This is a genomic window from Bacillus mojavensis, assembly GCF_012648005.1.
GTDB lineage: Bacteria > Bacillota > Bacilli > Bacillales > Bacillaceae > Bacillus > Bacillus mojavensis.
Map to the genome: position 1 here is coordinate 2,300,666 of NZ_CP051464.1, position 22,259 is coordinate 2,322,924.

Below are 22,259 nucleotides of genomic sequence, written 5' to 3' on the forward strand. Positions count from 1 at the left end.
TCCTCCTAAAGTGTGTATTCTTCAGATGCGCATAATGCCAGCGCGATCGAATACAGTTTGTTTTCAGCGGAATCCGCTCGGCTCGTTAATGCAATCGGCGCTTTGGCTCCCGTAATGACAGCCGCCACGTGTGCTTTTGCAAAATAAATCAGTGATTTATATAAAATATTTCCCGCTTCAATCGAAGGAACGAGAAGAATATCGGCGCTGCCCGCTACGTCCCCCGAAATCTTTTTCTGAGCCGCAGCGATTTGCGATACTGCATTATCTAAGGCAAGCGGACCATCTACAATGCACCCTTTAATCTGCCCTCTTTTGTACATTTGGGCGAGAGCAGCTGCATTGACCGTCGCTTCCATCTTCGGATTTACCGTTTCTACCGCTGCAAGGGCAGCCGCTTTTGGCATATTGTTCCCTACTGCACGCGCGACATGAACAGCATTTTGAAGAATCTGCTGAAGCTCCTCCAGCGAAGGGGCGATGTTCATAGCCGAATCTGTCACAAATATCAGTCTCTCAAAACCGGGAATATCAAACACGGCCACATGAGAAAGGACACGGGATTTCCGCAGCCCTTCCTGTTTGTTTAATACCGCTTTAAGCAAAACAGACGTCGGCACATTCCCTTTCATTAAGACATCCGCTGTTTTTAGATGAACAGCGCGAACCGCTAGCTTCGCTGATTCCTCCGGCGTATTGGCATGAATGATTTCCACTTGATGCCCTTGCATGGATGATGTCAAGTCGTTCAGTTTTTTGCTGTCGCCCACTAATAAAAAACGGACGGACAAATGCTCGGCTGCCAGTTTCACAGCCCGGATCACTTCCTCATCCTCAGCATGAGCAACCGCAATGGTCTTGTTTTTGTGCATCGACGCTTTGCCGATCAAATCTTTCAGCTTCATCAGTTACCACCTTTCTTGTCTCGACTCCGCTTTTTATTATGCAAGTTTTATGCCAGCTCGGTGCGATGCTGTCATGATGGATGCGAAGAAAGATTCGTGCAGACGTTTGCGCTTATTCTGCAAATTATTGCATGCCTTCATTTGCAAGGCCGTATTTATCCATTTTGTAATATAAATTTCGAATGCTGACGCCGAGAGCTTTCGCTGTTTTCGTACGGTTAAAATGATGCTTTTCCAGCGTTTGCTGAATCAAGTGAGCCTCAAATTTTTCAACGGCCTTAGACAGCTTTTCGCCTTCGATGTCAGGATAATCAAAACCCGCTCCCTGTTCTGCGCTGTTTTCTTTTTGTTCTATTTCAAATACAGGCAAATGCTCTTTTTCAATCCATTCCATGTGCGGCTTCAGAAAAATCATTGCTCGTCCAAGGACATTTTCCAGCTCGCGGACATTCCCCGGCCAATGGTAAGCCGACAATGCCCGCAAAGCCTGCTGCGTCAGTCCCTTTACATTCCGGCCATAATCCCGGTTAATTTTTTGAATGAGCCTTTCACTGAGTGCTTCAATGTCTTCAATCCGCTGACGCAATGGGGGAATAGAGATGGGATAACGATTAATACGGTAATACAGATCTTCACGGAACGTTCCATCCGCCATTGCTTTTTCGATATTTACATTTGTGGCTGCAATAATTCTCACATTAACAGGGATTGCCTTCGTGCCTCCCACTCTGACGATCTCTTTTTCTTGAAGAACGCGCAGCAGCTTCGCCTGCATATTTTGCGTCAGCTCGCCGATTTCGTCTAAGAAAATACTGCCGTTATTGGCTTCTTCAAATAAGCCCTTCTTGCCGCCACGCTTTGCTCCCGAAAACGCGCCTTCCTCGTAGCCAAACAGTTCCGATTCCAGAAGATTTTCTGAAAGAGCGGCGCAGTTTACGCGGATGAATTTATTGTATTTCCTGTCGCTTTCGTTATGGATGGCATGGGCAAACAGCTCTTTTCCAGTGCCCGATTCTCCGCGCAGCAAAATCGTTGCCGGTGTTTTCGCTCCGAGCTTCGCCTGCTCAAGCGCAACCAGCATTTGCTCACTTTTTCCGATAATGTCGTCGAAGGTATATTTCGCTTCGAGCGTGCGGATAATCTGTCTGGCCCTGTTAAGCTCTGCGGTCAGCATTTTAATTTCTGACACGTCATGGATCACGCCGACACTTCCTTTTAAAATGCCATCCACAATCACCGGCGCCACATTGACGATGACCTCCTTTTCATTCGGGCCGACCTTCATTCTGACGCCGCGCACTGGGCGTCTTGTCTCAAGCACCTTTAAATGCATGCTTTCTCCTTCAGAAATATCAGTGCTCGCCGGCTTGCCGATGACTTCTTTTTCAGAAAGTCCCGTCATTTTTGTGTATGCTTTATTGATCAACAGGCCAATGCCATTTTCATCAACGACAGAAATCGCCTCATCAGAGGATTGTATAATCGCCTCCAGCATCGTGCGCACCTGTTTTAGATTTGTCACTTCCTCCGCCAGCTCGACCGCATCTGTAATATCCTTAAATACACAGAGTGCTCCGAGCAGACGTCCGCCTTCATCAATGATCGGCAGCCTGGTTGTTACAATTTGCAAATTTTCACCCAAAAGCTGCTTTTGATTGTATTCAGGCTCTCTTGTTTTTAAAATCCGAGGCATCTTAGTGCTTGGGATGACTTCTTTGATCGGGCGCCCAATGACTTCCTCGCGTTTTTTTCCCACCATTTTTTCAGCCATATGATTAAACAGAATGATCTCTTCATTGATATCAATAAAAATCATCCCGTCATGGGTGGAATTAAAGATCCGGTCATGTTTGTAGGTTTGTTCTTTTAACATTTGAATCAGCTGCTGTTTTTCTTCCATGAGCTGAAACACAATATAAGCCATCTTTCCCGGCATAACAATGGTCTGCTCATGCTTTTCCTGAAGGAGTTCGTCAAGTACAGCTTGATCACCCGTTGTATGAATGACGATATCCGGCTTTTGTTGTATGTATGGTTTCCAATCTGATGAAACGGCAATTCCATAATGTTTTGCTTCTTTTAATCCCGGCGCTTCGGGGTTTTTGTCAACCACGGCAATAATGTCTATGATGGCTGTTTTAATGAGAATTTGTAATAACGCCGTTCCCCTTTTACCGGCACCTACGATCAGTACCTTCTGCATCCCGATACCCCTTTGTATGAAAAAATTTGCATACCTGTTTTTTCCGTTGCAATAATTTGCACAACCCTATGTTACCACGTTTTCTTCTCTTGACAAAATATTTTTTCCGCTGGACAATAAAGGAAATGAAAAATAAAGGGGTTTTCTGAACATGAGCCGACTTTTTGCGCTTTTGATTTTAGTGCTCCCCGGCGCCATTTCTGCTTTGGGCATTAAACTGATGAGAGATATGCTTTTCGGCCATACGGTAAAGCCGTTTTCTTCTCTTTGGCTCCAAGGTTTATCAGGATTTATCTTTTTTGTTTTCGGCCTGTATGTGCTGGCCGGGTTCATCTTGTACAGAGACAGAAAACGCAATCAAGTCAGTCCGCGATTCAGAAAACAAAAGATGTAAAAAAGCCGGAGCGCGCTCCGGCTTTTTTGTTCGCACTATTCATCAGGCAAGACAGTCTTGGCAATCGTTTTGTCCAGCGCTTCATAATCATAATAAGAAATCGTTTCATACAGTTCCTTACGTGTCTGCATATCATCAAGCCCTTCTTTTTGCGACCCGCGCTCCCTTATCAGGCTAAACATCCGTTCATAAGCCTTTGCCGCAGCTCTGAGCGTGGTGACAGGATAGATCACCATCTGAAACCCCATAGCAGCAAATTCATCAGCATGATAATAGGGCGTTTGCCCAAACTCTGTCATATTGGCAAGAAGCGGGACAGGGATCTGTTTAGCAAACTCGCGAAATTCGTTTTCCGTTTGAAGCGCTTCCGGGAAAATTGCGTCCGCTCCCGCCTCAATGTATGCCGAAGCGCGTTTTATGGCGGATGCAAGTCCTTCCTGCGCTCTTGCATCTGTACGGGCGACAATGACAAGTGATGGCGCCGCTTGTTTGATGGCTTTTATTTTTTGCACCAATTCCTGAGCCGGGACAAGCTGTTTGCCATTCAAATGTCCGCATTTTTTCGGAAGCTGCTGGTCCTCTATTTGCACAGCTGCCACTCTTGCCTCCAGCATCTCGCGGGCAGTGCGGGCAGCGTTTAATACCCCGCCAAAGCCCGTATCGATATCAACGAGCAATGGCAGGTCTGCTGCGCGGACAAGATCTTTTGCCCGTTCGGCCATTTCTGCCGACGTAACAATTCCGAGATCAGGCAGCCCCCTGCTGGCCGTATAAGCCGCACCCGATAAGTATAAGGCAGAAAAACCGGCCTCCTTCGCAAGCAAGGCGGCCATCCCGTCATGAGCGCCGGGAATTTGCAATATTTCCGGCGCACACATCAGCTTGCGGAAGCGTTCAGCAAGCTCTTCTTGTGACGATTGCTTATTGACGATCCAAGACATGATGCGAGTCCTCCTTTTACATACAGAACATATCGACAAAATCGTTTACACGCATGGTTTGCAATGTTTCATAACTGGTGCAGTTCTTGTAAATATGGTTTTGCTGTTTCTCAGAAAAATGGGTTTTGAGATTCGCAGAAAACTTTTCTAACAATTTTGGCACAGCCTCTTCTCTTCGAAAACGATGCCCCAGCGGAAATTCACATTCAACCATCTCTGTACTCGTTCCGTCTTTAAAATGAATCTGAACGGCATTTGAAATGGAGCGTTTATCTGGTTTGAGGTAATCTTCAGTATATGCTTTGTTTTCAGTTACTTCCATTTTTTCTCGAAGCTTATCTATTCTTGGATCACTTGCCGTATCTGCCTCATAGTGCTGTGCAGTGATATCACCGAATATTAAACCAATCGCTGTGATGTATTGCAGACAATGATCGCGATCCGCCGGATTATGCAGAGGGCCTTTTTTATCAATGATGCGAATAGCTGATTCATGCGTTCTGATGACAACACGGTCAATTTCATCGATACGGTCTTTGACCTGCGGATGAAGAATGACGGCACACTCTGCCGCTGTCTGGGCGTGGAATTCCGCAGGATAAGAGACTTTGAACAACACATTTTCCATGACATAAGCGTCAAGCGGGCGGGCAAGCTTGATCTCTTTCTTATTGAATAATACGTCTTGAAAGCCCCATCCCGGAGCGGTCAAAGCTGTCGGATAACCCATTTCGCCTTTTAACGCCATCAGTGCGAGATGAACGCCCCTGCTGGTCGCATCTCCTGCGGCCCACGATTTGCGCGAACCTGTATTAGGTGCATGCCGGTATGTCCTCAAGGCTGCATTGTCAATCCAAGCATTCGAAAGCGCATGATTGATTTCTTCCCTACCACCGCCCAGCAGCTTTGCGGCTACAGCCGTCGTTGCCACCTTGACAAACAACACATGATCAAGACCGACTCGGTTTAAGCTGTTTTCTAACGCCAGCACACCTTGAATTTCGTGAGCCTTAATCATCGCTTCAAGGATGTCACGGACCGTTAATGGCTCTTTTCCTTCAGACAGCCTCACTCTTGATACATAATCAGCCGTCGCAAGAATGCCGCCCAAATTATCTGACGGATGCCCCCACTCCGCAGCAAGCCACGTATCGTTGTAATCAAGCCAGCGGATCATACACCCTATGTTAAATGCTGCCCGTACAGGATCAAGAACATATGACGTTCCCGGCACTCTGCTTCCGTTTGGCACATGGGTTCCGGGGACAATCGGGCCGAGCAGCTTGGTGCATTCGGGATAACGGAGCGCTAAAATCCCGCAGCCGAGTGTATCAAGCAAAACGTGACCTGCCGTTGTAAACGCTTCTGAACTCGTAATCTCTTTCTCAAGCACATAGTCTGTTATTTCTTCCATGACATGATCCGTTTTCAACATTCGACCAATTCCTTTCATGATTTGGATTTGTTCTCATATCGCGGGCCGGTATAGCGGACACGAGGGCGGAACAAGCGGTTATTGGAATGCTGTTCCATCACATGTGCGCACAAGCCTGCCGTTCTCGCACTGAAAAAAACAGGCGTATACAATGGAATTGGTATGCCAAGCATCCAATACACCGGGGCGGCATAATAATCCAAATTCGGATAAAGCCCTTTTTCCCGCTCCATCAGCTGCTCCCCCGCTTCACACATTTCGTATAAGCGATGATCGCCGGCTTGATCGCATAGTTGCTGAAGCGCTTCTTTCATCATAAGCGCTCTCGGGTCCATTTTTTTCATATACACCCGGTGGCCGAAGCCCATAATTTTTTCTTTTTTTCTCAGTTTTGATAACAGGATTTGTTCAAAATCAGGCGTTGTTTTTGCCTCTAAGAGCATATACATGACCGCTTCGTTTGCGCCGCCATGTAGATTTCCCTTCAAAGATGCTACAGCTCCTGTCAATGCGCCATAAAGATCCGATTGTGTTGAGGCAATCACCCTGGCTGTAAAGGTTGAATTTGGCATCTCATGCTCGCTGTACAGGATAAGTGAACGGTCAAAGATCCGCTCTTCCAATGCGGATGGTATTTTTCCCGTCATCATGTATAAGAAATTCGCGCTGTAGGATAGGTGCTGAAGCGGGGAAATTGGTTTTCCTTTATTTATCATTCTATAGCTGCTTGCTGTGAGAGCAGGCATTTTTCCTAAAAGCTGATAGGCGCGCTCCTTGTTTGCAGAAGGCGATCGATCTTCAATTTGGCGGTCGTAGCCGGCAAGAGCTGACACCCCGGTTCGCAAACTATCCATCGGATGAGTATGTTCAGGCAGCAGCTCAAGCAGACGGACAATGTCAGCCGGCAGGTTTGAAGCCCTGTTGACCTTCCTTTTGACCGTTTCCGTTTCATTGTCAGCCGGCAGCCTCCCCTCCAGCAATAGATGCACCAGTTCAAGATAGCTTTTGGTTTTTGAAAGATCTATTAAATCATAGCCTCGAATCAATATCTGACTATACTGTGTGTCAAGATAAGAAATATTCGTTTCTGCTGCGACGACCCCGTCAAGACCTGGAGAAAAATGCTGTTTACCATCCATATCCTCAACCTCCGCTTTGCGTTATTATCTGTCAGATTGTGCCAAGCAGGTGCTTGGAAATAATGAGTCTTTGAATTTCATTTGTGCCTTCATAAATTTGTGTTACCTTTGCGTCCCTAAGCAGCCGTTCGACCGGATAATCCTTCATATAACCATATCCTCCATATATCTGGACTGCCTCAAGTGCAGCTTTCACTGCTGAATCAGAAGCAAATTGTTTAGCCATGGACGCTTCCTTTCCGCAGGCCAGACCGCGGGTATGGAGATCTGCCGCATGATAGACAAGGTGCCTTGCCGCCTCTGCTCTTGTCGCCATATCAGCAAGCTTAAACGATATGCCTTGATTGGCTGCGATAGGCCTGTTGAATTGGACACGCTGTTTCGCATAAGCAACCGCATATTCCAGGGCAGCCTCTGCGATTCCCAGCGCTTGTGCTGCAATGCCGATGCGCCCCACATTCAGGTTCGCCATTGCGATTTTAAATCCATCCCCCTCTTGGCCCAGTAAATTCTCTTCCGGCACTTCCGCATTTTCAAATATCAGCTCTGTTGTGTTGGAACCGTGAAGCCCCAGCTTTCTTTCTTTTTTGCCGACTGTAAAACCAGGTGTGTTCTTTTCAACGATAAAAGCCGAAATCCCGTTCCTGTTTTGGCCTGGGGCAGTTAAAGCAAACGTAATATAGAGGTCAGCGGCACCCCCGTTCGTTATGAAGATTTTCGATCCGTTTAAAATATATTTGCCGTTCTTTTTGATTGCTGTGGTGCGAAGGCTCCCGGCATCCGATCCAGAGTAAGGCTCAGTCAGCGCAAATGCACCCAAATAGTTTCCTGAGGCGAGTTTCGGTATATATTTCACTTTTTGCTCTTCGTTTCCGAAGTACAAAATCGGATTTGTGCCCACTGAGGAATGAACCGAAAGAATGACACCGACCGCCGCGCTAATTTTAGAAATCTCATGAATGGCCAAAATATAAGAAACAACGTCCGCTCCAGCGCCGCCATATTGTTCCGGCACTGGTATTCCCATCAAGCCGTGTTCACCCATTTTCTTCATTAGCTGAAATGGAAATTCATCTGTTTTCTCCATGACCTCCGCAGCAGGAGCAATTTCTTTTCGGGCAAAATCACGCACCATCTTTCGCATCATGACTTGCTCTTGGGTTAAATGCAACTTGGCCACCCCCGGGTTGGAATTGACTTCAGGTATTCTTCTCCTCGCCGTAATGATAAAAACCGCGTCCGCTCTTTTTGCCGAGCCACCCTGCTTTGACGTACTTACGAAGCAGCGGGCAAGGGCGGTACTTGGAGTCACCAAGCCCGGAGTGAAGGACTTCCATAATCGACAAACATGTATCCAGCCCGATAAAATCAGCTAACTTAAGGGGTCCCATCGGGTGATTCATACCAAGTTTCATAACCTGGTCTATTGCGTCTGGCTCAGCTACCCCCTCATAAAGGCAATAGATGGCTTCATTGATCATTGGCAAAAGCACACGGTTAGAGACAAATCCGGGAAAATCATTGACTTCGACCGGCGTTTTCCCCATTTTTTCCGCTAATGCAATAATGGCTAACGCAGTTTCATCTGATGTCGCCAGGCCGCGAATGACTTCAACCAGTTTCATCACAGGAACGGGGTTCATAAAATGCATGCCAATGACATGTTCAGGTCGGTTTGTGACAGCTGCAATTTCTGTTATCGGCAAGGAGGATGTATTGCTGGCCAAAAGCGTATGAGCCGGGCAAATATGATCAAGGTTTTTGAACAATTTAGTTTTTGCCGTCATGCTTTCTGCAATTGCTTCAATCACAACATCCGCATGCTGCGCCTCCTCCAGCGCCGGGGAAAGCGAAATACGGCTGATAACAGCCTTCACTTCTGCTTCCGTCTTTCTTCCTTTTTCAGCATCGCGGTTCAAATGCTTTTTTATGTGCTGAAATCCCGTTTCCGCTGCCTCAGGATTTAAATCATACAGCCGCACATAAAAGCCGGCTTCAGCCGCTGTTTGGGCAATTCCGCTTCCCATTTGTCCGGCGCCGGCTACCATGATATCTTTGATTTCCATTCAAATCCCCTTCTCCGTCAATGTTTTAATGAACTCGAACCAAGACAGCGTCTCCCTGAGCCGCTCCGCTGCAAATAGCAGCAATCCCCAGTCCACCTCCCCGGCGCTTTAATTCGTACACAAGTGTCATCAAAATTCTCGCACCGCTAGCACCGATCGGGTGGCCCAGTGCAATTGCTCCGCCATTGACGTTTACTTGTTCAAGATCAAACCCAACGATTTTTTCACATGTTAATACAACAGAAGCAAATGCTTCATTGACTTCAAAAAGGTCAATATCCTGTAATGTAAAGCCGGTCTTTTTCAGCAGCTTGTTTATTGCGTATCCCGGGGCCGCCGCAAGCTCATGCGCTTGCATTCCGGCTGTTGAAAAACCAAGAATGGTTGCAAGAGGACGCTTTCCAAGTTCAGCGGCTTTTTCCTCAGACATTAATACAAATGCTCCCGCTCCGTCGTTGACTCCCGGCGCATTGCCGGCTGTAATGGATCCGTCACTCGAATAAATCGGAGAAAGTTTCGCAAGCTGATCGAGAGTGGTATCGCGGCGAATCGCTTCATCTTTGTCAACAATGTTTGTTTTTCCTTTCCGGCCAAGCCAGCTGACAGGAACAATTTCTTCATCAAACTTTCCTTCATCGGCCGCAGCAGCCGACCGCTTATGACTTCGAAGGGCCCATTCATCCTGCTCTTTACGTGAAATGCCATATTCCTTGGCCGCCGTATTTCCGTGAACGGCCATGTGCACTTCATCAAAAGCGCACATTAATCCGTCGTAAACCATTAAATCCCTCAGCTCCCCGTTACCCATCCGTGCCCCCCAGCGGCCAGCGGGAACAGCATACGGAATATTGCTCATGCTCTCCATGCCTCCGGCAACAAGAATGTCCGCATCACGCGCCCGAATCATTTGGTCACATAGAGTGACAGCACGAAGGCCAGAGGCGCAAACTTTATTTAGTGTTTCCGATGGCACACTCCAAGGCAGTCCGGCTATACGGGCAGCTTGCCGGGAAGGTATCTGGCCCGCACCGGCTTGGACAACCATACCCATGATGGCGCCTTCCGCCTGATCTCCAGGGACTCCGGCACGCTTTAACGCCTCTTTCATAGCAGCGCCCCCGAGTTCAGCAGCTTTTACTTCTTTTAACGCACCTCCAAATTTGCCAAACGGGGTTCTTGCGGCACTTACAATGACTGTTTTCCTCATGGTTTCACCTCAAATCAAAAGATAGACAGCGCTTACATTTCTGGGTGTCTTCTATGAATGTATGCTTTGAAACAGGTATGAATGAATGAAAAAGAAGGCTGCACCGGCAGCCTTCTTGAAAACTAATTTGTTCTATTCAATTTCTTAGCGATGGCAGCAGCCCGCTCAGGAAAATCTGTGAAAATGCCGTCTGCTCTCATTTTCATCAAATGCTCCATATCGTCTGGCCGATTGACTGTATAAGGCCTTACCTTAATCGAGCTATTTCGCATTTGCTGCAGCACTTCATCCGTTACCGCCGGGCTATGCAGCTTTGGGTGGTAGCCGGCTGCCGGAATGGATTTTACATATTGATCAGCCTGATATAGCACATCTGAGGTCAGCACCGCCCGTTCAATATGGGGTGCCAGCCGGCCGCATAACGCTAAGCTTTCATGGTTAAATGCGGACAGAATCGTTCTTTCTTCTATTTTAAATCGCTTTACTGTCTCAAGCACTTTTTCTTCCATTCCTTCATAGCGGATCACGCTATTTTTCAATTCAATGTTAATCAGAAAATCCTTTTTTTCCGCCCACGAGAGCACGTCTTCAAGCAGCGGCACCCTTACATCGCCGACTGTTTGTTGATGACCGGCAGCCGCATCAGCGGTTTTCAAAACATCGTACCTCGTGTCCTTTACGAAACCTTTTAAGGATGTCGTCCGGTCAAGCCTTTCATCATGAATAACAACAATATGTCCGTCTTTTGTCAGCTGAACATCTAGCTCGATTCCATCCGCTCCGTTTTCAATCCCTTTTTCAAATGCAATCATTGTATTTTCGGGATAATGACCTGATGCCCCCCGATGGGCAAAAATCTTTGTCATTGTTTCACCTCAAGCCTAAAGTTGCCCGTTTTCTCTATTATACTGATTTAGGCCTTGTCACTCTAGAATGAAGTGTTTTTGTACTCTGACTACTGTGCGTAATAAGAGTCAATTCCGGCGACAATCGCGTCAGCAGCTTTTTTTTGATATTCTTCACTCCCAAGCTTGTCCGCATCAGAGCTGTTTGTAATAAATCCAAGCTCAGCCAGCACACTCGGCATTTTTGAATATGTAATGACATAAAAATCCGATTCTTTCACACCCCTGTCTCTTGTTTGCAAGGATGATACCAGCTCTGACTGAATATCTGATGCCAGCCGCTGACTGTTTTCCGCTTCATAATCAGACTGAAAGTACGTTTCCGTGCCTGAAGCAGAGGAAACGCCCGAATTCACATGAATACTGACAAAAAGATCAGCATGGTTTGCACTTGCTTTTGCCACTCTTTCCTCCAAGGTCAGAAAATGATCATCCATCCTTGTAGCAACAGGAATTGCTCCTTCCGCTTTCAGCTTGTCCACAACATAACCGGAGACAGCCAAATTAATATTTTTCTCTAACAGCCCGTTTCCGACTGCCCCGCTGTCTTTGCCACCATGACCGGCATCAATATATACCGTTTTCCCTGCTATCGGCTCTGCCGCTTGTGCACAGGGCGCGAGCATAAAAGCCAATCCGCATATCGCTAAACTCCTCCATAACATTTTCAACGTTTCTCCCTCCGGTCTGTCATTACGAGTTCTTTTGCAGCTGAATATCTTCCAGCTGTAAGGTTCCGTTTTCTTTTTTTGTATATTTCACCTGGACTTTTGTGTGATCTGGCAGGTCCTCACAATCGTCGCGTTTGTCCCTTGGAACTTGTATCATGGTTTCTTCTCCGTTAAGGGAAACGGCGATTGTATGAGGATCAGCCGAACCAATGTATTTTCCCTCTTCTGTAAACTTTGGGACTGAATCATCTGCGCTTGCAATACTGCATCCGGAAAGCAGCAGCACAGTTAACAGAAATAGACCAGTTTGTTTCACATGATCACCTCTTCCTGATGTTTGGCTTTTATGTTTGGCTTTTATCTTTGACCAGAATGGCGGATTTGTAAAGCTGGCACGAAAGCCGGCACGACGTTTCCATGATTTTCAAAAGGGCTATCTGACCTGCTGATTTCCTGTTGTTAGAAAGAAAGCAAGCGGATCTGTCTATGAAGATGTCTCTAAAAGAGCTGCATTTTAGAAAAAATTAGCGGAAAGAAGCAACTTTTTATTCATTTTTAAAAACTTGATGAATAAAGTGAGCAGATGGTTTGACGGAAGGGTTGGACAGGCGTAAGCTTTTAAAGAATATTTACTTTACAGAAAGAAGATACAGCTCATGAAAAAATTCGTTTTGATGCTAGCCGCGGAGGTCATCACTTGCTCCATTCGCCATCAAATCAAAGACGGCTACAAGAGCCCCGAAAAAGAGCGCAGAAAACCACATTCGGCACTCAAGATATTCAGCCGGTGAAGCAGATTAATTGCATCAAATTTTACATATAGGCTAGAATATGTGCGAATCCAAACGAAAGAAGATGATTTTATGAATCCAAAGTACAAACCGCTCTTTGAACCATTTACATTTCGAAGCGGCGTTACGATTGACAACCGGATCGCGGTTGCTCCAATGACCCATTATTCTTCCAACGAGGACGGCACGATTTCTGAAGCGGAGCTGGACTACATCATCCCCCGTTCAAAAGAAATGGGAATGGTGATTACAGCATGCGCAAACGTCACGCCTGATGGAAAAGCATTTCCCGGACAGCCAGCCATCCATGACGACTCAAATATTGCCGGGCTAAAAAGATTAGCGCAAGCCATTCAAGCACAAGGGTCAAAAGCGATTGTGCAAATTCATCACGGCGGAATTGAATGTCCTCCTGAGCTTGTTCCGAATCAGGATGTTGTTGCGCCAAGTGACGTGTTTGATAACGGTAAACAAATTGCCCGTGCATTGACAGAGGCAGAGGTTCAAAACATTGTGAAGGCTTTTGGAGAAGCGACAAGACGTGCCATTGAAGCCGGATTTGACGGTGTCGAAATTCACGGTGCAAACGGCTACTTGATTCAGCAGTTTTATTCTCCAAAAACAAATCAGCGCACAGACCGCTGGGGAGGAAGCGACGAGAAACGATTAGCCTTCCCGCTTGCTATTGTGGATGAGGTGAAACAAGCAATTGCTGATCACGCGAAGGGTGCATTTTTAGTCGGCTACCGTCTGTCTCCGGAAGAGCCAGATACACCGGGACTGACAATGACAGAAACCTTCACGCTTGTTGATGCCTTAGTAGAAAAAGAACTGGATTACCTCCATATTTCATTGATGGACGTCAACTCCAAAGCGCGCCGCGGCGCAGACCCAACACGTACACGTATGGACTTATTGAATGAACGTGTCGGACACAAGGTGCCGCTGATTGCTGTTGGTTCCATCCATTCTGCTGATGACGCGCTTGCTGTGATTGAAAACGATATCCCGCTGGTGGCGATGGGGCGTGAAATTTTAGTGGATCCTGATTGGGCTGTAAAAGTAAAAGAAGGACGCGAAAAACAAATTGAAACTGTGATAAAAGGCACAGACAAAGAAAAATATCACTTGCCTGAGCCGCTATGGAAAGCGATTGTGAACACACGTGGATGGGTTCCTTATAAAGATTAATTTGATGTGACTGCCGGAATATTCGGCAGTCTTTTTTATAAAAAAAGACCCTTAGGAAAGGGTCCTTTTCGTTAATCGAATAATTTGTGCAAATATTCAAACTGCAAAATGAGAAGCTGACCAATTCCTTCGGTTAGAAAATCGAACAGCAGTCCATCACCTTTTCTGTTTTTTTCTGCGTATGTCTCCTATATACTTTAATTGCTCTTTATCATACGAACATCCAGCGTAAAGGGTTTCAATCCGTTTTTGCCTTTGTGTTTCTCATGGTCCAACCAACGAATATACATACGACCATTGCAGCAAATGAAATGAAGTCAATCAGCATGCCTATTTTGTGTGACTCCACAACGATGTTTGAATTGACACAAAGCGAAAGAATAAATATAGCGATTAGCAGCCCGTACGTTTCACGCATTTTCGATCACTCCAAGCGTATAAACCAAATAGTCATCAATCTTCCGCATTTATTATAACAGATTTATCCAAAAATAAAACGCCTCCTATTTATCAGTGGAAACCAATAAATAAAAGACGTTTGATTTAAGTGCTTTTGCTGATCATGCTTAAGAAGCCTTATGTTCTAATCTCAGCTTATCCGCAACCATCGCAATGAACTCTGAATTTGTAGGTTTTGCCTTCGTCATGCTGACTGTATAACCGAACAATGAGGATATGGAATCAATATTCCCTCTGCTCCATGCCACTTCAATTGCGTGGCGGATCGCTCTCTCTACACGGCTAGCGGTTGTATTGAATTTTTTGGCGATGTCAGGATAGAGGACTTTTGTAATACTGCCGAGCAGTTCGATGTCGTTATACACCATTGAGATCGCTTCACGCAGATAGAGATAGCCTTTAATATGTGCAGGGACGCCGATTTCATGGATAATGCTTGTGATGCTCGCGTCGAGATTTTTCCTTTTTGGTTCAGGCTGGCTGCTGCGTATAATGCTGCTTTGTGATGACGGCGCGCGATGCGTCACACTGCTGGCATTTCCGCTGACCTGGCGAATATGGCCGACAAGGTTTTCCATATCAAACGGTTTGAGAATAAAGTAGGACGCTCCCAAATCGACGGCCTTTTTCGTGACATCTTCCTGTCCGAAGGCTGTCAGCATGATGACGTTTGGCTGTTTTTTCAGCTCTGATTCTCTCAGTCGCTCTAAAACAGCAAGTCCGTCCAAATGCGGCATAATAATGTCCAAGACGAGCACATCAGGATCTTTTTCTTTAAATAGCGACAGACATTCCTGTCCGTTATAAGCAACTCCGATGACTTCCATGTCTTCCTGTCCTTCTATATATTCACTCAACAGGCTTACCAGCTCTCGATTATCGTCAGCAACACAAACTTTAATTTTCTCCACGTTTCTTCCTCCCCAAATGTAGTTAACAGGATTCCACCTTGCTACATGTTTACATTCGACAAAACCGCTATATACCCTCTAAAAAAAATCATAACTAACAATAATAGTGGCATATCTTCGTTATTCTATGTTTTTCTCTGTTTTTCGACTAAAAATGAAATTTGACAAATAAGGAAACGTGAATTTGTCGAAAAATCTTCTTTTGTTCATTTTAACGTATGTATGATGAGAAGTGAAGAGGGAGAAAAGCAAAAAAACTGCCGGAATTCCGGCAGTTAGCTTGCTTTTTCTTTTCCGTAAATATCGATTCCTGCTTCAGACAGCATCCATTCAATATGCACACCGTAGCCGCTTGTCGGGTCGTTGACAAACACATGGGTAACGGCGCCGACGACCTTTCCATTTTGAATGATTGGACTTCCGCTCATGCCTTGTACAATGCCGCCTGTTTCCTTCAGCAGTCTTGGATCGGTAATTTTTAAGACCATTCCTTTTGTAGCCGGAAACTTTTGAGGTGTCGTGCTGACGATTTCGATATCAAATTTTTCTACCTTATCATCATCAATGACCGTTAAGATTTCAGCAGGCCCTTTTTTCACTTCATTTGAAAAGGCAACCGGCAGCGCCTTGTCTGAGATTTTGTTTTTAATCGGCTGATGCAGCGTGCCGAAGATTCCAAATGGGCTGTTTCTGTTAATGTCCCCGATCGTTTTGCGTTCAGAGGAAAATCGCGCCAGTTTTTCTCCAGGATTTCCGCCTGTCCCTTTTTCAATTGATGTTACAGTCGATTTGACGATTTCTCCATCTTCCACGACAATTGGTTTTTTCGTATCCATATCGGAGATCACGTGGCCAAGCGCTCCGTATTTTTTTGTTTTCGGCTCATAAAAGGTCATTGTGCCGATGCCCGCGGCAGAATCCCTGATATATAAACCGATTCGGTATTTGCCTTCAGCTTCATCCTTTTGAGGAATCAGCTTTGTTTTGATCTTCTGTTTATCACGTTTGATCAGCAAATCAAGAGACTCTCCGGTTTTTCCCGCTTTTTGAATAAACGGGGCAACATCATTCATTTTTTCAATTTTCTGTCCATTCATCTCGATAATAATGTCGCCTGCTGTAATACCTGCCGATTCACCAGGGGATTTTTTCCCTTCGCTTGTGTTAATTTGATGAAATCCGACCACAAGCACTCCCACGGAATGAAGTTTGACACCGATCGATTGCCCGCCCGGTATGACTTTTAAATCCGGTAGAACTTGCACTTTTGTTTTTTTGATTGGAAATCCGGCAAGATCATATACTAATTCTGATTGGCCTGATTTTTTGCCTGTGACTTTGATTTCATGCGGGTCTTTCTCAACTGTAAACGCTTCTGATGATTTTTCCTGGGCGTTTACAGATAAACTCGTTTCAATCGCTTGTGTTTGGGTTTCAAATACTCTCATTTGCGTTGGAATCAGTAAATACTCTTTTAATGGTTTGCATAAACCTACACTTAATAACGAAACAAGGAGAATTAAACCTATTGCTTTTCTGATGTTATCCGGCATTCACTACTTCACTCTCCTCGCTCCTACCCCACACCTTCTTTATGAATTGCTGCTACATCATTACTTTTGCCTTCTCAGCCCTTATTTATAACTGTCATATAAAGAAAAACATTGGATATACTGATGAACGAATGGATGAGTATACAAAAAAAATAAGCTGCGCATATGCGCAGCTTTAGACTGTTGACAAAAGTTTAAAACCGAATAAAGTTTTAAATTTTTGACATTCTTTCAGCGTGATTGAAAACCCTTGAAGTCTAGAAAGGGCGGGTGCTGTCATTCGTGAGCACCGGCGCTTAGACTTGAAAACGATTGCGAGGGTTTGTCAGCACGCTGAAGCTGCTGCGTATATTGCGCAGCTTATCCAGTTGTTTTGACTTGATCCGCTTGTTTTAACAGCTCTTTCGCATGGCGTTTTGTTAAGTCTGTGACTTCGACTCCTGCTATCATGCGCCCGATTTCCGCCACCTTCTCTTGTTTAGTCAGCGGCTTTACACGCGTCGTCGTTCTTCCGTCTTTTAATTCTTTCGCAATGTACAGATGGGTATCGGCCATGGCTGCCACCTGAGGCAGGTGCGTAATGCAAAGCACTTGTGATCCCATCGATACTTTGTGAATCTTTTCAGCAATAGCCTGAGCGACCCTGCCGCTTACGCCTGTATCTACCTCGTCAAATATAATCGAGGTAACGTCCTGCTGTGAGGAGAAAATGCTTTTAATGGCAAGCATGACCCTTGACAGCTCTCCGCCGGAAGCAACTTTAGAAAGGGATTTCAGCGGCTCCCCAGTATTGGTAGAAATCAAAAATTTCACCAGATCAATCCCGTGTTCAGTGAGCTGAACAGGCTGCCCGTTTACAACCGGCGCTTCCTCACCGCGGGTTGCTGTTCTAACCTTAAACTCCGTATCAAAAGTCGACTTTTCCATATATAAGCTTTTCAGTTCACGATGGATTTCCTCAGCCAGGTTTTTCGCCCATGTTTTTCGGATTCGGGAAACGTTTGCCGCTTCTACTGCAACATCTTTACCAACCGAATCCAGCTCCTGCTTCAGGCTCTGAAGATGGCTGTCTCTGTTTTCAATTTGATCAATCTCTTCTTCAATTTTAGAAGCATATTCTAAAATATCCTCAACGGTTGCCCCGTATTTCCGCTTTAGCTGCTTAATCTCATTAAGACGCGCCTCAATAAAATTCAATCGTTCCGGGTCATATTCAAGCTCATCCAGCATATTTCTCATTTGAAATGTAGCGTCCTCCAAAAGATAGTAGGAGTTCGAAACACTCTCAGACAGTTTTTGCAGCGGTTCGTTAATATCGGATAAATCTTCAAGCTGAGACGACGCCATTCCGACCCAGTCCAGACCGCCCTGCTCGCTGCGCAGCGCATTATAAGCATTTTGCAGTGATTCAAATATTTTCTCAAAATTTGAAATTTGCTGACGCTCTTCTTGCAGCTGCTCATCTTCGTTCAGTTCGAGCTTTGCTGATTCAATTTCTTCCAGCTGAAATTGAATCAGATCAAGCCGATGCGCCATTTCCTGCTCACTTTCAGAAAGCTGCTTCAACTTTTTAAGCAGCTTCATGTAGCGCTGATAGCCTTCCTGATACGCTTGAAGTGCGCTTTCCACTTCGGCTCCCGCAAACTTGTCCAATAGCTGAAGATGTTTTTCGTCCTCCATTAACAGCTGGTTATCGTGCTGCCCGTGAATATCCAATAAAAGCCTGCCGATTTCTCTTAGCGACGCAATCGTTACAAGTTTGCCATTTACCCGGCATACGCTTTTTCCGTTCGTGCTGATATCCCTTCTCATGACGATCATTTCATCTGAAACGTCAATCCCCTGTTCAGCACAAACGTCAAAAACGGGATGGCCGCTGTCTAACTGAAACAGCCCTTCAAGCTCGGCTTTTGTTTCTCCATACCTGACAAATTCAGATGAGCCGCGGCCACCGACTAAAAGTGAAATGGCATCTATGATGATGGATTTGCCGGCTCCGGTTTCTCCTGTTAAAACCGTAAGCCCGCGTTCAAAAGAAACCGTCAGTTCCTCAATAATGGCAAAGTTTTTAATCGATAATTCAGCTAACAAACAGCATTACACCTCTTATCTTTGTTAGATTTCCTTTACAGCAGCTCTAGGAGCCTGCTTTTTACGCCGTAGGTATCTTCAGGAGTCCGGCAAATAATTAAAATGGTGTCATCTCCGCAAATGGTCCCCATAATTTCGTCCCAGTCCAGATTGTCCATCAGCGCTCCAATTGCCTGGGCATTGCCCGGCATGGTTTTCAGCACAATCATATGGCTTGCTGAATCTATTTTCACAAAAGCATCCATCAGTGACCGTTTCAGCTTAGACAGCGGATTGAAACGCTGGTCCGCCGGTAGGCTGTATTTATATGAGCCATTATTTGTCGGCACCTTCACAAGGTGAAGCTCTTTAATATCGCGTGAAACCGTGGCTTGTGTGACCTTGTATCCATCCTGCTTCAGCATGTCAACCAATTCATCTTGGGTTTCGATTTCATTGCTTGTAATGATTTCTCTGATTTTGATATGCCTCTGGCCTTTGTTCATGTAAGCACCTCTATTTCCAGCTTATCTGTTCTTATATGGTATATGATTCTCCGCAAAAAGTACATGAATGCAGAAAAAAGGAATAATAGCGCCCTATTATTCCGGTACATCTGCTTTTTTTTCTTTTAACGTCCTATGTGCTTCTTCCACTATGCGGCTGATTTCCTCTTCAGGCAAGCCTGCGCCTTCTTGACCTTCACCCGGCCACTGCAAATGAAGGAGAAATTCAATATTTCCGTCTCCTCCCGTAATTGGAGAAAATGACAGGCCTTTGCAGAGATAGCCCTCGCTAGCCGAAAAACTGACCATACGCCGCAGGACATCTTCATGCACCTTCGGATCTCTGACAATGCCTTTTTTGCCGACGGATTCCCGGCCTGCTTCAAACTGAGGCTTGACAAGCGCAATACAATCGCTGCCTGGTACAAGCAATGTTTTTAAAACAGGCAGGATCAGCCGAAGTGAAATAAAGGATACATCAATCGTAGCAAACTCCGGCATGCCCTTTGTGAAGTCTGCCGGAGTCGCATAACGAAAATTCGTGCGTTCCATCACAACGACGCGTTCGTCCTGTCTTAGTTTCCATGCAAGCTGGTTGTAGCCCACATCCACCGCGTACGACTGTTTTGCGCCGTTTTGCAGAGCACAGTCCGTAAAGCCGCCGGTGGAGGAACCGATATCAATCATAATTTTCTCCTGAACAGAGACAGGAAATTCTTTCAGTGCTTTTTCAAGCTTTAAACCGCCTCTGCTCACATATTTCAGCGGGTTTCCTTTGATGGTCAACGGAAGCTCGCGGTCAATTTTTTCACCAGGCTTGTCCAAGCGGTTTTCATTCGAATACACGATTCCTGCCATAATGGCCCGTTTCGCTTTTTCCCGCGTTTCCGCAAGCCCTCTTTCCACTAGTAATACATCTAATCGTTCTTTCTTAGCCGTCATGATCCAATTCCTTTATGTGTCTTGGGCGGTGCCAGCAATCGAATTCTGTCTGCCACCTGCTGTTTCGTTAATCCGATTTCTTCAAGAAGCGCCGTTACGCTTCCATGTTCTATAAATCGATCCGGTATGCCCATTCTGTCAATCGGCGTATGGTACATCCCCTGGTCATGAGCGAATTCTAAAACCGCGCTTCCAAATCCGCCTTCTAAGACCGCTTCTTCAATCGTTAGAATCGGCAATCCTTCATTTAGTATGTCCTTCATCATCTTTTCATCAATCGGCTTAATGAATCGCGCGTTGACGACGCGTACGGAAAGGCCTTCTTTTTGCAGCTCTTCAGCAGCTTCAAGCGCCATTTCAATTGTTGTTCCAAATGTTAAGATGACCGCGTCGTTACCCGGACGCAGCACCTCCCACGTGCCGATTGGAATTGTTTTTAGCTGTTCATCCATTTTGACGCCGAGGCCGTTTCCGCGCGGAAAACGCATGGCGATCGGACCGCCGTCATAGCTCAGCGCTGTATGAACCATATGCTGCCCTTCATTTTCATCCTTTGGCATCATTAAGACCACATTTGGAATGTGGCGCATAAACGCGATATCAAATACGCCTTGATGCGTCTCTCCGTCTGCACCGACTAATCCGGCACGGTCGATTCCGATAAACACATTGGCGTTTTGACGGCAGATGTCATGAACAACCTGGTCATATGCACGCTGCAGGAAGGTTGAATAGATAGCCAGAAACGGCTTCATGCCTTGTAATGCCATTGCGGCTGCCATTGTAGCTGCATGCTGCTCTGCAATGCCGACGTCGAACATCCGGTCAGGGAATTCCTGCGCAAAGCCTTCAAGCTTCGAACCCACAGGCATTGCCGGTGTTATCGCCACGATTCGCCCGTCCTCACGTGCCATTCGCTGTACTGTTCCGCTGACAAGGCTGCTCCATGCAGGCGCTGCGGCTTTTGGTTTTACAAAGTCACCTGTATTAATTTTATATGGACCGGTTCCATGCCACGTACCGGTCGTATCGGTTTCAGCAGGTTTGTACCCTTTTCCTTTTTTGGTGATCACATGCAGCAGGACAGGGCCTTTGGTTTTTTTAGCGTATTGAAGATTCTCAATCAGCTCATGATAAGAATGTCCGTCCACCGGGCCTAAATAAGTAAATCCGAGTTCCTCGAAAAACATGCCTGAGACAAGCATATACTTCAGGCTGTCTTTGACACGTTCTGCCGTGGCGGCAAGCTTGCCCCCAACAGCCGGAATCTTCTTAAACAGATATTCAAGCTCATCTTTCACCCATTGGTATTTCCCGGCTGTTCGCAGACGTCCGAGCATGGAATGAATAGCGCCGACGTTCGGAGCGATACTCATTTCATTATCGTTGAGGATAACAATCATGTCTTTTTTCTCGTCACCGATATGGTTCAGCGCTTCAAGCGCCATTCCGCCGGTCAGCGCACCGTCACCGATAATCGGAATGATAAACTCATCCGTTCCTTTAATATCGCGAGCGGCCGCCATTCCCATCGCACCTGACAAGGAAGTTGAGCTATGCCCGGTTTCCCATACGTCATGTTCGCTTTCGCTCCGCTTCGGGAATCCGCAAAGCCCTTTATATTGTCGAAGGGTCTCAAATTCTCTTCCCCGGCCCGTCAGCAGCTTATGGACGTAAGACTGATGACCTACATCCCACAAAAACTTGTCTTTCGGGCTGTTAAATTCCTTATGCAATGCAACGGTAAGCTCAACAACACCCAAATTAGGGCCAATGTGTCCGCCAGAAGCCGATAAAGTCGTAATCAGAAACTGACGGATTTCATCACTTAATTTCTCTAATTCATCAATGGACATGTTTTTTAAAAACGACGGGTCCTGTATTGATAAAAGATCCAAAGCGGATCAACTCACTTTCAGCATGAATTTCTGCAATGATATATGTCTTAAATGCCGAGCTGAACTCAGATC

21 protein-coding genes are annotated in these 22,259 nt (G+C 45.9%); 3 read left to right on the forward strand and 18 right to left on the reverse strand.

Translation table 11 applies throughout. The features are described from left to right. Nucleotides 1-5: 5 nt before the first annotated feature. On the reverse strand, nt 6-905 hold the full coding sequence (yqiS, locus tag HC660_RS11975; RefSeq protein WP_168748197.1) for a phosphate butyryltransferase: 900 nt from the start codon (nt 903-905) through the stop codon (nt 6-8). Between the two features lie 124 nt (nt 906-1,029). Continuing rightward, entirely contained in the window at nt 1,030-3,108 is a 2,079-nt protein-coding gene (locus tag HC660_RS11980; protein ID WP_168748198.1) for a sigma-54 interaction domain-containing protein, read from the reverse strand. Between the two features lie 151 nt (nt 3,109-3,259). Between HC660_RS11980 and HC660_RS11985 the strand changes: the two genes are divergently transcribed. After that, nucleotides 3,260-3,502, forward strand: a complete 243-nt coding sequence (locus HC660_RS11985; protein ID WP_168748199.1) for a DUF2627 domain-containing protein — start codon at nt 3,260-3,262, stop codon at nt 3,500-3,502. A gap of 35 nt (nt 3,503-3,537) precedes the next feature. Here HC660_RS11985 and prpB read toward each other — a convergent pair whose 3' ends face one another. The 9 genes from prpB to HC660_RS12030 all read right to left on the reverse strand — a co-directional run bounded on the left by prpB (nt 3,538) and on the right by HC660_RS12030 (nt 12,182). Further along, nucleotides 3,538-4,443 carry a methylisocitrate lyase gene (gene prpB / locus HC660_RS11990; RefSeq protein ID WP_168748200.1) on the reverse strand — a complete coding sequence of 302 codons (906 nt, stop codon included), beginning with the start codon at nt 4,441-4,443 and terminating at the stop codon, nt 3,538-3,540. 16 nt (nt 4,444-4,459) lie between these two features. Then, a complete protein-coding gene (locus HC660_RS11995; RefSeq protein ID WP_168748201.1) occupies nt 4,460-5,878 on the reverse strand; it encodes a bifunctional 2-methylcitrate dehydratase/aconitate hydratase in 1,419 nt (472 codons plus the stop codon). A gap of 14 nt (nt 5,879-5,892) precedes the next feature. After that, nucleotides 5,893-7,017: a citrate synthase gene (gene mmgD, locus HC660_RS12000; RefSeq protein WP_168748202.1), complete on the reverse strand. Its 1,125-nt coding sequence runs from the start codon at nt 7,015-7,017 to the stop codon at nt 5,893-5,895. 31 nt (nt 7,018-7,048) lie between these two features. Continuing rightward, nucleotides 7,049-8,188, reverse strand: a complete 1,140-nt coding sequence (locus HC660_RS12005) for an acyl-CoA dehydrogenase (protein ID WP_010334872.1) — start codon at nt 8,186-8,188, stop codon at nt 7,049-7,051. Nucleotides 8,189-8,216: 28 nt separating this feature from the next. Continuing rightward, nucleotides 8,217-9,083: a 3-hydroxybutyryl-CoA dehydrogenase gene (locus tag HC660_RS12010; protein ID WP_168748203.1), complete on the reverse strand. Its 867-nt coding sequence runs from the start codon at nt 9,081-9,083 to the stop codon at nt 8,217-8,219. Nucleotides 9,084-9,108: 25 nt separating this feature from the next. Next, nucleotides 9,109-10,290 carry an acetyl-CoA C-acetyltransferase gene (locus HC660_RS12015; protein WP_168748204.1) on the reverse strand — a complete coding sequence of 394 codons (1,182 nt, stop codon included), beginning with the start codon at nt 10,288-10,290 and terminating at the stop codon, nt 9,109-9,111. A gap of 122 nt (nt 10,291-10,412) precedes the next feature. Next, nucleotides 10,413-11,156: a glycerophosphodiester phosphodiesterase gene (locus HC660_RS12020; RefSeq protein WP_168748205.1), complete on the reverse strand. Its 744-nt coding sequence runs from the start codon at nt 11,154-11,156 to the stop codon at nt 10,413-10,415. 89 nt (nt 11,157-11,245) lie between these two features. Continuing rightward, nucleotides 11,246-11,866, reverse strand: coding sequence for an N-acetylmuramoyl-L-alanine amidase family protein (locus tag HC660_RS12025; protein ID WP_168748206.1), 621 nt, complete (start codon nt 11,864-11,866; stop codon nt 11,246-11,248). 22 nt (nt 11,867-11,888) lie between these two features. Next, nucleotides 11,889-12,182 carry a lipoprotein YqiH gene (locus HC660_RS12030; protein ID WP_032731307.1) on the reverse strand — a complete coding sequence of 98 codons (294 nt, stop codon included), beginning with the start codon at nt 12,180-12,182 and terminating at the stop codon, nt 11,889-11,891. A 340-nt stretch (nt 12,183-12,522) separates the two neighbouring features. Between HC660_RS12030 and HC660_RS12035 the strand changes: the two genes are divergently transcribed. Beyond that, a complete protein-coding gene (locus HC660_RS12035; RefSeq protein WP_168748207.1) occupies nt 12,523-12,657 on the forward strand; it encodes a hypothetical protein in 135 nt (44 codons plus the stop codon). Between the two features lie 72 nt (nt 12,658-12,729). Beyond that, nucleotides 12,730-13,848 carry an NADH-dependent flavin oxidoreductase gene (locus HC660_RS12040; RefSeq protein WP_168748208.1) on the forward strand — a complete coding sequence of 373 codons (1,119 nt, stop codon included), beginning with the start codon at nt 12,730-12,732 and terminating at the stop codon, nt 13,846-13,848. A 238-nt stretch (nt 13,849-14,086) separates the two neighbouring features. Here the strand turns inward: HC660_RS12040 and HC660_RS12045 are convergent, their stop codons facing one another. The 7 genes from HC660_RS12045 to dxs form a co-directional block, all read right to left on the reverse strand. Then, nucleotides 14,087-14,266: a hypothetical protein gene (locus HC660_RS12045; RefSeq protein ID WP_168748209.1), complete on the reverse strand. Its 180-nt coding sequence runs from the start codon at nt 14,264-14,266 to the stop codon at nt 14,087-14,089. 148 nt (nt 14,267-14,414) lie between these two features. Continuing rightward, nucleotides 14,415-15,218 carry a sporulation transcription factor Spo0A gene (gene spo0A, locus HC660_RS12050; protein ID WP_168748210.1) on the reverse strand — a complete coding sequence of 268 codons (804 nt, stop codon included), beginning with the start codon at nt 15,216-15,218 and terminating at the stop codon, nt 14,415-14,417. Nucleotides 15,219-15,493: 275 nt separating this feature from the next. Beyond that, a complete protein-coding gene (gene spoIVB, locus HC660_RS12055) occupies nt 15,494-16,771 on the reverse strand; it encodes a SpoIVB peptidase (RefSeq protein ID WP_168748211.1) in 1,278 nt (425 codons plus the stop codon). A gap of 360 nt (nt 16,772-17,131) precedes the next feature. After that, nucleotides 17,132-18,862 (reverse strand): DNA repair protein RecN, encoded by a 1,731-nt coding sequence (gene recN, locus HC660_RS12060; RefSeq protein ID WP_168748212.1) that lies wholly within the window; start codon nt 18,860-18,862, stop codon nt 17,132-17,134. Nucleotides 18,863-18,897: 35 nt separating this feature from the next. Continuing rightward, complete coding sequence (gene argR, locus HC660_RS12065) at nt 18,898-19,347, reverse strand: arginine repressor ArgR (RefSeq protein WP_168748213.1); 450 nt, start codon at nt 19,345-19,347, stop codon at nt 18,898-18,900. Between the two features lie 96 nt (nt 19,348-19,443). Next, nucleotides 19,444-20,289 (reverse strand): TlyA family RNA methyltransferase, encoded by an 846-nt coding sequence (locus HC660_RS12070; protein WP_168748214.1) that lies wholly within the window; start codon nt 20,287-20,289, stop codon nt 19,444-19,446. After that, nucleotides 20,286-22,187, reverse strand: a complete 1,902-nt coding sequence (dxs, locus tag HC660_RS12075; RefSeq protein ID WP_010334885.1) for a 1-deoxy-D-xylulose-5-phosphate synthase — start codon at nt 22,185-22,187, stop codon at nt 20,286-20,288. The genes HC660_RS12070 and dxs overlap by 4 nt, the downstream gene beginning before the upstream one ends. Nucleotides 22,188-22,259: the final 72 nt, after the last annotated feature.

Excerpts from the sequence above, each read along its gene's own strand:
- HC660_RS12010 (WP_168748203.1), bottom strand. The coding sequence starts at position 9,083 with ATGGAAATCAAAGATATCATGGTAGCCGGCGCCGGACAAATGGGAAGC.
- HC660_RS12040 (WP_168748208.1), top strand. The coding sequence starts at position 12,730 with ATGAATCCAAAGTACAAACCGCTCTTTGAACCATTTACATTTCGAAGC.
- argR (WP_168748213.1), bottom strand. The coding sequence starts at position 19,347 with ATGAACAAAGGCCAGAGGCATATCAAAATCAGAGAAATCATTACAAGC.
- yqiS (WP_168748197.1), bottom strand. The coding sequence starts at position 905 with ATGAAGCTGAAAGATTTGATCGGCAAAGCGTCGATGCACAAAAACAAG.
- HC660_RS12020 (WP_168748205.1), bottom strand. The coding sequence starts at position 11,156 with ATGACAAAGATTTTTGCCCATCGGGGGGCATCAGGTCATTATCCCGAA.
- HC660_RS11985 (WP_168748199.1), top strand. The coding sequence starts at position 3,260 with ATGAGCCGACTTTTTGCGCTTTTGATTTTAGTGCTCCCCGGCGCCATT.
- HC660_RS12070 (WP_168748214.1), bottom strand. The coding sequence starts at position 20,289 with ATGACGGCTAAGAAAGAACGATTAGATGTATTACTAGTGGAAAGAGGG.
- mmgD (WP_168748202.1), bottom strand. The coding sequence starts at position 7,017 with ATGGATGGTAAACAGCATTTTTCTCCAGGTCTTGACGGGGTCGTCGCA.
- prpB (WP_168748200.1), bottom strand. The coding sequence starts at position 4,443 with ATGTCTTGGATCGTCAATAAGCAATCGTCACAAGAAGAGCTTGCTGAA.
- spoIVB (WP_168748211.1), bottom strand. The coding sequence starts at position 16,771 with ATGCCGGATAACATCAGAAAAGCAATAGGTTTAATTCTCCTTGTTTCG.
- HC660_RS11995 (WP_168748201.1), bottom strand. The coding sequence starts at position 5,878 with ATGTTGAAAACGGATCATGTCATGGAAGAAATAACAGACTATGTGCTT.
- HC660_RS12035 (WP_168748207.1), top strand. The coding sequence starts at position 12,523 with ATGAAAAAATTCGTTTTGATGCTAGCCGCGGAGGTCATCACTTGCTCC.
- HC660_RS12045 (WP_168748209.1), bottom strand. The coding sequence starts at position 14,266 with ATGCGTGAAACGTACGGGCTGCTAATCGCTATATTTATTCTTTCGCTT.
- HC660_RS12015 (WP_168748204.1), bottom strand. The coding sequence starts at position 10,290 with ATGAGGAAAACAGTCATTGTAAGTGCCGCAAGAACCCCGTTTGGCAAA.
- HC660_RS11980 (WP_168748198.1), bottom strand. The coding sequence starts at position 3,108 with ATGCAGAAGGTACTGATCGTAGGTGCCGGTAAAAGGGGAACGGCGTTA.